The organism is Magnetococcus sp. PR-3, assembly GCF_036689865.1.
In the GTDB taxonomy this organism is placed as follows: domain Bacteria; phylum Pseudomonadota; class Magnetococcia; order Magnetococcales; family Magnetococcaceae; genus Magnetococcus.
Map to the genome: position 1 here is coordinate 110888 of NZ_JBAHUQ010000016.1, position 13104 is coordinate 123991.

Annotated in this window: 10 protein-coding genes and 1 tRNA gene; all 11 read right to left on the minus strand. The window is 50.2% G+C overall.

Going from position 1 to position 13104, the window contains the following annotated elements; all coding sequences use genetic code 11:
- Positions 1-228: 228 nt before the first annotated feature.
- A complete protein-coding gene (gene rpoC / locus V5T57_RS11160; protein WP_442918202.1) occupies positions 229-4377 on the minus strand; it encodes a DNA-directed RNA polymerase subunit beta' in 4149 nt (1382 codons plus the stop codon).
- Between the two features lie 266 nt (positions 4378-4643).
- Complete coding sequence (rpoB, locus tag V5T57_RS11165; RefSeq protein WP_332891293.1) at positions 4644-8726, minus strand: DNA-directed RNA polymerase subunit beta; 4083 nt, start codon at positions 8724-8726, stop codon at positions 4644-4646.
- Between the two features lie 356 nt (positions 8727-9082).
- Positions 9083-9460, minus strand: a complete 378-nt coding sequence (rplL, locus tag V5T57_RS11170) for a 50S ribosomal protein L7/L12 (protein WP_332891294.1) — start codon at positions 9458-9460, stop codon at positions 9083-9085.
- A 74-nt stretch (positions 9461-9534) separates the two neighbouring features.
- The gene (gene rplJ, locus V5T57_RS11175) at positions 9535-10053 is read right to left on the minus strand and encodes a 50S ribosomal protein L10 (protein ID WP_332891295.1); all 519 of its coding nucleotides are present in this window, start codon (positions 10051-10053) and stop codon (positions 9535-9537) included.
- 286 nt (positions 10054-10339) lie between these two features.
- The gene (gene rplA / locus V5T57_RS11180; RefSeq protein WP_332891296.1) at positions 10340-11029 is read right to left on the minus strand and encodes a 50S ribosomal protein L1; all 690 of its coding nucleotides are present in this window, start codon (positions 11027-11029) and stop codon (positions 10340-10342) included.
- A 10-nt stretch (positions 11030-11039) separates the two neighbouring features.
- Positions 11040-11468 carry a 50S ribosomal protein L11 gene (gene rplK, locus V5T57_RS11185; RefSeq protein ID WP_332891297.1) on the minus strand — a complete coding sequence of 143 codons (429 nt, stop codon included), beginning with the start codon at positions 11466-11468 and terminating at the stop codon, positions 11040-11042.
- 36 nt (positions 11469-11504) lie between these two features.
- The gene (nusG, locus tag V5T57_RS11190) at positions 11505-12035 is read right to left on the minus strand and encodes a transcription termination/antitermination protein NusG (RefSeq protein WP_332891298.1); all 531 of its coding nucleotides are present in this window, start codon (positions 12033-12035) and stop codon (positions 11505-11507) included.
- A 102-nt stretch (positions 12036-12137) separates the two neighbouring features.
- Positions 12138-12329, minus strand: a complete 192-nt coding sequence (secE, locus tag V5T57_RS11195; RefSeq protein ID WP_332891299.1) for a preprotein translocase subunit SecE — start codon at positions 12327-12329, stop codon at positions 12138-12140.
- Between the two features lie 74 nt (positions 12330-12403).
- Positions 12404-12479 (minus strand) — tRNA-Trp (locus V5T57_RS11200).
- A gap of 27 nt (positions 12480-12506) precedes the next feature.
- On the minus strand, positions 12507-12662 hold the full coding sequence (rpmG, locus tag V5T57_RS11205; RefSeq protein WP_011712512.1) for a 50S ribosomal protein L33: 156 nt from the start codon (positions 12660-12662) through the stop codon (positions 12507-12509).
- A gap of 302 nt (positions 12663-12964) precedes the next feature.
- Positions 12965-13104: EF-Tu C-terminal domain-related protein (locus tag V5T57_RS11210; RefSeq protein WP_503660752.1), on the minus strand; the 140-nt coding region annotated here is incomplete at its 5' end.

Below are 13104 nucleotides of genomic sequence, written 5' to 3' on the forward strand. Positions count from 1 at the left end.
TCGCCACAAAGTGTGTGCAGGCGTTATCTCTAAGCAATGGCAGAGGAGGACGATCTATAGCCTGGTTTCGCGGGGCCGCGACCTGCTGCTACGTGCTCCCCTTATGGGAATGTTCAAAGGTTCATCAACAAAAGAATTCGCGCATTTTACCTGTTTTTTAAACAAATACAAGCAAAAAATAGTGGGCGGCTGTTAACAGCCGCCCAACTCTGCAAACACGAACGTTGATTAACCTTCAGTAAGTTCATTCTTGGTGGTATCGACCTCATCTCTGGGACGATTACTGACCAGATCTGCGCTCGCACCATCCTGACCCAATTTTTTAAGCTGGGTTAGAATATTACCGGTACCTGCTGGGATCAAACGTCCAACAATGACGTTTTCTTTCAAGCCGTTAAGAGTATCGACACGACCAGAGATCGCAGCTTCTGTCAAGACACGTGTCGTCTCCTGGAAGGAGGCCGCAGAGATGAATGAAGGGGTCGACAACGAAGCTTTGGTGATACCAAGCAACAGAGGCATACAGGTGCCTAGACGACCGCCCCGCTTTTGTGTCTTAGCATTTTCTCGCAGGAAGTCTTCTTTCTCGACCTGCTCACCACTCACAAAGGTGGTTTCACCGGGATCGGTAATCTGCACCTTCTGCAACATCTGACGCACAATCACTTCAATGTGCTTATCGTTGATGCGCACACCCTGCAGACGGTAAACTTCTTGAATCTCGTTAACCATGAACTTACACAGCTCTTCGAGACCCAACACCTTCAGGATATCCTGAGGAACAGGTGATCCCTCCATCAAAGGCTCACCCTTACGTACCCAATCGCCTTCGTTGACGGCCAACTGCTTACCTTTAGGCAGTAAGTACTCCATGGGGTCACCACTTTCTGGCGTGACCACAACACGGCGCTTACCTTTGAGATCCTTACCGTAGGAGACCATACCTTCATTTTCAGCAATGAAAGAGTGCTCTTTAGGCTTACGGGCTTCAAACAACTCAACAACCCGTGGCAGACCACCGGTGATATCACGGTTCTTAGTTGACTGACGAAGAACCTTAGCGATGATGTCACCCGCATGAACATGATCACCTTCGTTGGCCACGATCACCGCACCAACAGGCAGGTAGTAACGAGATTCTGTACCATTGGGCATGGTCACCGTTTCACCGGTACTCACATCTTTTAGAGAGATGCGTGGACGCATATCCCCCTTCTTGGTGCTCTGCCCTTTCCACTCGGTTACCTCTTTAGAGGTCAGACCCGTGGTATCATCCATATTTTCTCGTAAGGAGACACCGTCCACCAAGTCACCATACTTCACCTCACCCTCAACTTCGGTGATGATCGGCATGGAGAAGGGGTCCCACTCTGCAAACGTGGCACCTTTTTCAACAACACCACCTGCAGGTACAGAGATACGTGCACCATAAGGAATACGGTAACGTTCCCGCTCACGACCGGCTTCAACCTGCCCTTCATGCTCAACCGCTTCATGCAAGGAGACTTCACCGTTACGTGACAACACAACGTGCTTCTTCTCACGGTCAACAACGGTGATGAGATCGTGATATTTCAGCACACCACCATGGGCTGTCTCTTGGTGTGACTGCTCAGCCTGACGTGATGCTGTACCACCAATGTGGAATGTACGCATGGTCAACTGAGTACCAGGCTCACCAATGGACTGGGCAGCGATAACACCAACAGCCTCACCCACGGTCACACGGTTACCACGGGCCAGATCACGTCCATAACAGGTGACACAGACACCACGGGTGGTTTCACAGGTTAAAGGTGAGCGGATGTGTACCGAATCCACATTGGAGTTCTCAATACGGTCAACAATATCCTCATCCATGATGGTACCGGCTGTAACCAGCAGCTCATCAGTGATGGGATCGTGCAAATCGCTTACAGGGGTACGACCCAACAGACGGTCACCCAGGGTCTCAACCACATCGCTACCTTCCACCAAGGCGGAAACGGTCAAACCGATGCTGGTACCACAGTTCTCTTCCCGAACAATACAATCCTGAGCAACATCCACAAGACGACGGGTCAGATAACCAGAGTTTGCGGTCTTAAGCGCGGTATCCGCCAGACCTTTACGTGCACCGTGGGTGGAGATGAAGTACTGCAGTACCGTCAAACCCTCACGGAAGTTCGCTGTGATGGGTGTCTCCATGATTTCACCAGAAGGCTTGGCCATAAGACCACGCATACCAGCAAGCTGACGCATCTGAGCAGCTGAACCACGAGCACCGGAGTTGGCCATCATAAAGATGGAGTTGAAAGAAGGCTGTTCAACAAGTTCACCCTCTTTATTCTCAACCGTATCTGTTGAGATGGTGCCCATCATTTCGTCAGCTACACGTTCGGTACAGTGAGACCAGATATCAACAACTTTGTTGTACTTCTCACCTTCGGTGATCAAACCGTCGGTATACTGTTTTTCAATCTCTTTCACCTTCTCCTGCGCCTCATCAACCAAGCCACGCTTAGCTTCTGGGATAACCATATCATCCTTACCAAAGGAGATACCGGCACGGCAGGCGAAGGTGAAGCCCATGGCCATCAGACGGTCAGTGAAGATAACCGTATCTTTGGTCTCACACATCCGGTAGATGTGGTCGATCAGCTTGGTCACCTCTTTCTTGGTGATCAGCTTATTGATGGCCGGGAACTCAATACGCTCAGGCAGCAGTTCAGACAGAATCATCCGCCCAACCGTTGTGTGTACCCGCTTACCACGGAAACGACACTGGATGGAGGCGTGAAGATCGGCGACACCTGCATAATAAGCCTGTTTGACTTCTTGAGAATCCGCGAAAATCATACCTTCACCCGGTACGTTTGCACGCTCAGAGGTCATATAGTACAGACCCAGGATGATATCCTGTGTCGGTACAATGATTGGTTTACCGTTGGCAGGTGAGAGGATGTTGTTGGTCGACATCATCAACACGCGGGCTTCAATCTGTGCTTCGATCGAGAGCGGTACGTGGACCGCCATCTGGTCACCATCGAAGTCAGCGTTAAAGGCGGTACAGACCAGCGGATGCAGCTGAATGGCTTTACCTTCAACCAACTTAGGTTCAAAAGCCTGGATACCCAAACGGTGCAGCGTAGGTGCACGGTTAAGCATGACGGGATGCTCGCGGATAACCTCTTCAAGGATATCCCAAACTTCACCCTTCTCTTTTTCCACCATACGCTTAGCAGCTTTAATGGTGGTTGCCAGACCGCGCTCTTCGAGACGGTTGTAGATAAAGGGCTTAAACAGCTCAAGCGCCATCTTTTTGGGTAAGCCACACTCATGCAGCTTCAACTCGGGACCCACCACGATCACGGAACGACCGGAGTAGTCCACACGCTTACCCAGCAGGTTCAAACGGAAACGACCCTGCTTACCTTTAAGCATCTCAGAAAGAGATTTCAAAGGACGCTTGTTGGTACCGGTGATAACCCGGCCACGACGACCATTATCAAACAGCGCGTCAACAGACTCCTGCAACATCCGTTTTTCGTTACGGATGATGATATCTGGTGCCTTCAGTTCGAACAAACGCTTAAGACGGTTATTACGGTTGATAACGCGACGGTACAGATCGTTCAAGTCAGAAGTCGCAAAACGACCGCCATCCAGAGGCACCAAAGGACGAAGCTCAGGTGGAATGACTGGAATCACTTCCAAAATCATCCACTCTGGTGCGTTCTTAGACTCTTGGAAAGCCTCAAGCGTGTGCAGACGCTTAACAATCTTCTTACGGCGTGCTTCAGAATTGGTTTCACGAAGCTCTTCACGCAGAACGTTGATCTCTCCGGGAATTTCCAGATCCACCAACATTTCACGAATAGCTTCCGCCCCAATCCCTGCACGGAACTCGTCACCAAACTCATCCATCAGCTGGTAGTAACGATCTTCCGTGAGCAGTTCCCCACGTTTCATCGGGGTCATGCCGCTCTCAAGAACCACAAAGTTCTCAAAGTAGAGAACCCGCTCCAGATCCTTCAAGGTCATATCCAACAACAGACCAATACGGCTGGGCAGTGATTTCAAGAACCAGATGTGTGCAACCGGTGCGGCCAGTTCAATATGACCCATACGCTCACGGCGTACTTTGGACTGGATAACTTCAACGCCACACTTTTCGCACACAACACCACGGTGCTTAAGGCGTTTATACTTACCACACAGACACTCATAGTCCTTAACTGGGCCAAAGATTTTGGCACAGAACAGACCATCACGTTCTGGTTTAAAGGTACGGTAGTTGATGGTTTCCGGCTTTTTCACTTCACCAAAAGACCAGGAACGGATCTTTTCTGGTGAAGCAATAGAGATACGGATTCCATCAAAGCTCTGCCCCAACATTGGGCGTGAGAAGAGCTTAAAGACGCTCTGACCGGCTGCGGAGATCCCCGCATTGGGTTGAGCAGGCGCAGCTGGAGCCGGTGCTGGTGCAGCTGGCTGGCTTTTTTCCGGTGCCTGCGAATCAGAGATATTTTCCATGTTTTTTTCCCTCGTTCAGGAGGTCGCCCCTGCCCCATCGCCAGTGGTCTTAGCCGACTTGGCGTTGAAGCAAACTGGTAAAAGTGGCCTGGTCAGTTCGTTGACCAGGCCCCTTGGAGCAAACGTGCTCAGTCGTCCCGTTGCAGGGTCACATCCAGCGCCAATGCCTGCAGTTCCTTCACCAAAACGTTGAAGGACTCTGGCACACCCGCTTCAAAGGTATCATCACCTTTGACGATGGACTCATAGATCTTAGTACGACCCGCCACATCATCGGATTTAACCGTCAACATCTCCTGCAGGGTATAGGCTGCGCCATACGCCTCCAGGGCCCACACTTCCATCTCACCGAAGCGCTGTCCACCAAACTGTGCTTTACCACCCAAAGGCTGCTGGGTAACAAGCGAGTAAGGACCAATGGAACGGGCGTGAATCTTATCATCGACAAGATGGTGCAACTTCAGCATGTAGATGTAGCCAACGGTAACCGGACGGTCAAATGATTCACCCGTACGGCCATCAATGAGCTTGATCTGACCCGATGTGGGCATACCGGCTTTGTTCAACCAGCTAGAGATGTCACTTTCAATCGCGCCATCAAAGACCGGTGTTGCAGTCGGCACACCATGCTGAAGGTTTTTCGCCATATCAACCAGCTGATCATCGGTTAATTTAGCAACTTCAGCACTCTCACGGGTATTATCGTAGATCTCTTCAAACTGCTTACGCAACACATCGGCAATGCCTTTACGATGTTGCTTCAAAGCTTCTTCGATCTTAAAGCCCATACCGCGGGCCGCCCAACCGAGGTGTGTTTCAAGAATCTGCCCCACGTTCATACGTGAAGGCACACCCAGAGGGTTCAGAACGATATCAACAGGCGTACCATTCTGCATGTAAGGCATATCTTCCATGGGGTTAATCTTGGAGATCACACCTTTGTTACCGTGACGGCCAGCCATTTTATCACCGGGCTGCAGCTTACGCTTAACCGCGATGTAAACCTTAACCATCTTCAACACGCCTGGGGGCAGATCATCCCCACGCTCGAGCTTTTCAACCTTGCTCTCAAAGCGCTTCTTCAGACGGTCAGCCGCTTTTTCAATCTGCTCACGAATACCCTCAATCTGCTGAGTAATGGCATCGTCATCCAAAATCACATCACGCAGATGGGAGCTTGGGGTCTTGTCCAACCAGCTTTGGTGAATGTGATCACCAGGCTGCAGGCCAGGCGCGCTGCGTACAGGCTTGTCACGCATCAAGTTACGGATACGCTCATCGGCGTCCCGCTCAATAATACGACGTTCAGCGGCCATATCTTTACGCAGCAAGGCGATCTCATCTTGATCGATCAGCTTGGCACGATCATCTTTCTCAAGACCCCGGCGGCTAAAGACGCGTACATCAACAACGGTACCGGCCACACCAGGGGGCAGACGCAAAGAGGTATCGCGTACGTCAGAAGCTTTTTCGCCGAAAATGGCCCGTAAAAGTTTCTCTTCTGGTGTCAGCTGGGTTTCACCCTTAGGTGTTACCTTACCAACCAGAATGTCACCGGGTTTTACTTCTGCACCCACATAGATGATGCCAGATTCATCCAGATTACGTAGGGCATCTTCACCCACGTTGGGCATATCCCGGGTGATCTCTTCCGCACCAAGCTTGGTGTCCCGAGCCATGACCTCAAATTCATCAATGTGGATTGAGGTAAAGACATCCTCAGCCACCAAACGTTCTGAGATAAGGATGGAATCCTCAAAGTTGTAACCGTTCCAGGGCATGAAGGCCACCAGCACGTTACGACCCAAGGCCAACTCACCAATCTGAGTAGAAGGACCGTCTGCAATGATATCACCAGCGGTCACGCGCTCACCATTTTTCACCAGCGGAACCTGATTGATACAGGTGTTCTGGTTAGAACGAGAGAACTTGGTCAGGTTGTAGATATCAACACCTGGTTCGGTTGAACCGGGCTCTTCATCCGCCTTGACCACGATACGTGAAGCATCCACTTCATCCACAACACCGGTACGGCGGGCGGTGATCGTCACACCAGAGTCACGCGCCACAACTGACTCAATCCCAGTGCCCACCAGAGGGGCATCAGTTTTGATCAGCGGCACAGCCTGACGCTGCATGTTAGAACCCATCAAAGCTCGGTTGGCGTCATCGTTTTCCAAGAAAGGAATCAAAGATGCTGCCACAGACACGGTCTGTTTGGGCGAAACGTCCTGATAGTTCACACGATCAGGGGTTGCGACCATAAACTCAAGCTTGTGACGGCATTGAATCAGCGCATCCTCTTCAGAGGCCTCTTCACCCAACTTGGCGTTTGCCTGCGCAATAATGTAGTTCTCTTCATCAATCGCAGAGAGATAATCCACATTATCGATGGGGTTACCACCCTCAACCTGACGGTAAGGCGACTCAATGAAACCAAATTCATTGATACGCGCATAGGTAGAGAGTGAGTTGATCAAACCAATGTTGGGACCTTCTGGGGTCTCAATGGGGCAGATCCGACCATAATGCGTGGGGTGAACGTCTCGTACTTCAAAGCCTGCACGCTCACGAGTCATACCACCAGGGCCAAGTGCTGAGAGACGACGCTTGTGTGTAATCTCAGAGAGCGGGTTGGTCTGGTCCATAAACTGAGAGAGCTGTGAAGAGCCAAAGAACTCACGAATAACCGCGGAGAACGGCTTAGAGTTCATCACATCATGGGGTACCAGCTGATCGACTTCGGCTGAGGACATACGCTCACGAATGGCGCGTTCCATCCGCACCAAACCGATGCGAACCTGGTTCTCAAGAAGTTCACCAACACTACGAACACGACGGTTACCCAGGTGATCAATATCATCAACCTTACCGTGGCCATCCTTGAGCTTAAGAAGAATTTCTACTACACCCAGAATATCTTCATTGCGCAAAGTACGCACATTCAGCTCAGTCTCAAGACCAAGACGGCTGTTCATCTTCAAACGACCCACCGCAGAGAGATCATAGCGGTCGGAGTTAAAGAACAAGTTGGCAAAGAGTGTTTTGGCTGCATCGATGGTTGGTGGCTCACCCGGACGCATCATACGATAGATGTCGATCAGCGCTTCATCCTGGCTGGTATTTTTATCCAGTGCCAGGGTGTTACGCAGGTAAGGACCAACGGTCAGACCATCGATGAACAGAACATCAATCTCTTTGATGCCACCATCTTCCAGATACTGAACCATCTCTTCTGTAATCTCAGCACCGGCTTCAATCACCACTTCGCCCATGGCATCTTCCATGTTTTTGGCGACATAGCTACCGATCAGCTCTTCCTGAGAAACAGGCAACCACTCCATACCAAGTTCAGCAAACTTCTTGATATGACGGGTTGTTACACGCTTTTTAGCTTTAACAAGCTCTTCACCGGTTTCAGGGTGAATAATGGCGTAGTTAAGACGGTTACCCTGCAGACGCTCAGGCACCAGACGTTTCTGCCACACCACACCCTCTTTACGGAAGGTTTCGATGTCATGGAAACGCTCAAGAATTTGCTCTGCATCCAGACCCATCGCACGCAGTACCGTAGTGACCGGTAATTTACGGCGGCGGTCAATACGTGCATAGAGCAGATCTTTAGGATCAAATTCAAAATCGAGCCAAGAACCACGGTAGGGAATAACCCGCGCGGAAAAGAGCAGTTTACCACTGCTGTGGGTCTTACCGCGGTCATGATCAAAGAAGACACCAGGCGAACGGTGCATCTGAGAAACGATCACACGCTCAGTACCATTGATGATGAAGGTACCTGTGGAGGTCATCAGGGGTATTTCACCCAGATATACGTCCTGTTCCTTGATCTCACGTACTGTTTTTGTTCCGGTTTCTTCGTTTTCGTCCCAAATGACCAGACGGAAAGCCACTTTCAACGGGGCAGAAAAAGTCATGCCACGCTGCAGACATTCATCTACATCATATTTGGGTTCGCCTAGACCGTAGCTCACATACTCCAAGCTAACAGTTCCAGCATAATCATGGATGGGGAAGACAGAGAGAAACACACCGTGCAAGCCGGAGTCTTTCATCTGTTCGACTTCAGTACCAGTTTGCAAGAAACGAACAAACGATTCTTTTTGAACTGAAATCAGGTTGGGGATGTCAATAACGCTGGAAATTCGCCCGAAGTTTTTCCGTAGCCGCTTCTTTTCGGTGAAGGTAAGAGCCATCGGAACTCCTCTAATCGCAGATGCAGGAGGTGAATTCGTACTTTTTTTGAGGTTTTTTTTGTTTTTTTGACAAAAATTGAGACGCAAGACACGTCTCTTCCCTCGCTCAAAAGTGAACGAAAAAAATTTTAGGTAGAGCTAAAAGTCGCTCAAATCAACACGTTATAAGTATAAGACTGACCCAACTGTGACCGAAAAAATATCGATCATAACAATTCAGGCCAAATGGCACTTAAAAAGGAAGGTGCCCAGTACAACTAAAGAAAAAAAAGAATACCCTAAAAATAGAGGAAGGGTTGAGGGCAAAAAAGCCCTCAACCCAATCCAATGCCTTTCGGCGCAAGCGTGTGTGGAGATTACTTGAGTTCCACAGTAGCGCCAGCTTCTTCCAACTCAGCTTTGAGCTTCTCAGCTTCGTCCTTAGGCAGACCTTCCTTAACAGGCTTAGGTGCACCTTCAACCAGCTCTTTAGCGTCTTTCAGACCCAGACCGGTAGCTGCGCGAACAGCTTTAATCACGTGGATCTTCTTGTCGCCAGCGCTGGCCAGGATTACGTCAAAGTCAGTCTTGGCTTCTGCACCGCCATCTTCACCACCAGCAGCACCAGGAGCAGCTGCAACAGCTACAGGAGCAGCTGCAGATACGCCGAACTTATCTTCCAGAGCTTTAACCAATTCGGCCAACTCGAGAACGGTCATGGATTCAATCGCGGAAATCATTTCTTCTTGGGTCATGAGAAACTCCTGTTTTATTTAACAAGGCGTTTAAACGCCTTCGTTTCATCTTAGATTCGGGTGGAAACCAGCAGTTATGCGGCTTCCTTCTGCTCACGTACTGCGTTGAGGACACGGACAAGGCTGCCAGGCATGGCGGCCATAACCCCAACGAAGTTGGTGATGGGTGCATTGAGGGAGCCCAGCATTTTGGCCAGTAGTTCCTCTTTGCTTGGCAGCTTAGCGAGCTGCTCAATACCCTTGGCATCCAACGATTTGCCGTCAAGTACACCACCGATGATCTGCAGATTAGGATGATCTTTGGCAAAAGCCGAGATCACCTTAGCCGGAGCAACGGGATCTTCCGAATAGGTAATGCTGGCAGGTCCAGTTAAAAACTCTCCAAGAGCTTCAAAACTGGTTCCAGTTACCGCACGCTTAGCCAAGGTATTCTTGACCACGCGCATCTGCGCACCGGCTTCGCGCAATTTGGATCGGAGTTCCGTCATTTCGGCCACTGTCAGACCACGATAGTGCGTAACAACAGCAACGCTGGAGCTGCTCAGGTTACCCCGAACCTCTTCAACTATTTTGCTCTTCTCTGCTTGCTTCACGCACGCACTCTCCTTTTGACTGTGGGTCAAAAAGTCCAAAACCAAAAGGAGTTCTCATGACAAGTACCCTTTTGTCTCGGCAGGTGGATTAGCCCATTAAAGCCACTTCGGGAGCACAGGTTGTAACCTGTCTTACCCAGCCATGACCGCCTGCTGTCTTGGACCATACGTCCCGATGGACGTACTTCAGTTTTTTATGAATTTGCCGGGCATAAAAAACCGAATTCTTCAAACACCTAAAACCGCGCAAGGAGACCGCGCGGTTTTAGGTGTTAATTATTTTTTATCAGATACTCATCTGATCGACTTTAAGACCAGGACCCATGGTGGAGCTGAGGCTCACCTTTTTCATATAGGTACCTTTGGTGCTAGAAGGCTTCATGCGGCGCAGCTGCTCAACCAAAGCGGTGATGTTCTCAATCAGATCTTCGGCAGAGAAAGAGGCTTTGCCAACACCAGCGTGGACAATACCATTTTTCTCAACACGGAAAGCAACCTGACCAGCCTTGATCTCTTTAACGACTTTCGTCACGTCAAAGGTCACAGTGCCCAGCTTGGGGTTAGGCATCAAACCACGAGGGCCGAGTACTTTACCCAGACGACCGACAACACCCATCACGTCAGGTGTTGCAACGACACGATCGAACTCCATCCAACCACCCTGGATTTTCTCCAGAAGGTCATCAGCGCCAACCACATCTGCACCCGCTGCTTTTGCCTCTTCAGCCTTGTCACCTTTTGCAAAAACCAGTACACGTACGGTTTTGCCGGTGCCCTTAGGCAAAGAGACGCTGCCACGGATCATTTGATCCGCATGACGGGGGTCAACACCAAGGTTGACCGCCAGCTCTACAGTTTCATCAAACTTAGCACTGGCACACTCTTTGATGATCGAAACGGCATCGGTCAAAGTGTGGTTAGCAGCACGGTCAATTTTTTCAGCTTGCGCCTTAGCGCGTTTTGTCATTTTGGCCATGATATCCCCCTTACACCACTTCCAAGCCCATGGAATTGGCTGAACCAGCGATAATTTGCTTAGCTGCTTCAATGTCGTTGGCGTTCAGATCAACCATTTTGGCTTTGGCGATCTCTTCGACCTGATCCCAGGTAACCTTGCCCACATGGGGGTCACGGTTAGGGGCAGAAGCACCTTTCTGTAGGCCAGCGGCCTTTTTCAGAAAGTAGGAAGCCGGAGGGGTCTTCATTTCAAAGCTGAAGGTCCGGTCTGCGAACACAGAAATCACCACCGGCACCGGGCTTCCGGCATCGAGGTTGGAAGTCTGCGCGTTAAACGCTTTACAGAATTCCATGATGTTCAAACCGTGCTGACCTAGCGCAGGACCCACAGGGGGGCTGGGCTTAGCAGCACCAGCAGGAACCTGCAGCTTGATGTAAGCTGTAATTTTCTTAGCCATTGTTTTCTCTCCTAGGCCAACTGGTGGTACGAGAAATTAAAGCTTCTCAACCTGGACAAAATCCAGTTCCACCGGGGTCGCCCGTCCAAAAATACTTACCGATACTTTCAGGCGCGTCTTATCTTCATCGACCTCTTCAACCACCCCATTAAAGGAGACGAAGGGACCGTCAATAACGCGGACCTGCTCACCCACAGCAAAGGTGACTTTAGGCTTGGGTTTCTCCATGCCTGTTTCAACTTGCTGAAGAATTTTATTTACCTCACGCTCAGAAAGCGGCTGAGGACGACCACCACCACCCAGAAAACCCGCGACCTTAGGCACATCTTTAACCAAGTGCCAAGTCTCATCGTTGAGATCCATCTTCACCAACACATAACCTGGGAAGAATTTACGCTCAGAGGTAACTTTAGTCCCCTTGCGCAGCTCAACAACCTCTTCGGATGGAACCAGAATCTCCTCAAAAAACTTGGACATTCCAGTCAGACGCACCTTCTCTTCAAGGGTGGTCTTAACGCGCTTCTCAAACCCTGAATAGGCGTGAATTACATACCACTGCTTTGACATGGCACTCTCTATCCCCGGGATTATGACAGGCTTTTTCTCAGGCAGGATGCCGTTACAGCTTACAAGTAATGCTAAGCATGCTTAAGCACGCCCACACTCTGATCAGCCAATAACAGCCTGCACGATGCTGGAAAGAATGGCATCCACCAACCACAGGAAGAGCGAAACTGCGACAACCATACCAAACACCACGATCGTGGTTTGCATGGTTTCCTTACGCGTAGGCCATACGACCTTGCGCATTTCGCTTCGTACTTCGCCAAGATACTCTTTGGCCTGATCCATACGTTCCATGATGTATACCAGCCTTCTGCTTGCACCCTGTCAAATGGCAGCACCGGGAGCAAAGGCTCCCGGCGTTGACCGTTTGGCAGGACAGGAGGGAATCGAACCCACAGCCCTCGGTTTTGGAGACCGATGCTCTGCCAATTGAGCTACTGTCCTATGGGGTGTGTGATAAGAGATAGGACCTTACTTGATCTTACCTTCTTTATGCGTGGTATGTTTTTTACACCACTTACAGTAACGACGGGCCACGAATTTATCGGGCTGGTTACGCTTATTCTTGTCAGTAGTGTAGTTGCGGCGGCCGCACTCTTCGCAGGCCATGCTGATAAGTTCGCGCACGGATAACTCCAGATCTTAAAGGCACCCCTCCTCCCGCCTGCTATGTGGCTATGCCGAATGATAGCTGCGGTAAGCGGAGTGGCTGCCCACTCTATTGCGACCCTCAAGGCCGTCAACATAAAGAGGCTATTATCGGTGATTTCACATAAAAAGTCACGCAAAAAGCACGCAACTAAACCACCTTTTACCAATAATGAGTTAATGAACAACCACCTAATAAGGCGAAATATTTGCCCATTAGGTTATAACGTTCGACGGCACCCAAATGGGTGCCGTCGAATGTTTTTGCGTCTGCCTAGATCTTAGTCGATCACTTCGGCAACCACACCAGCGCCGACGGTACGGCCACCTTCGCGAATGGCGAAGCGTAGACCTTTTTCCATGGCGATGGGGGCGATCAGTTCAACTTCCATGGTGATATTATCACCAGGCATAACCATTT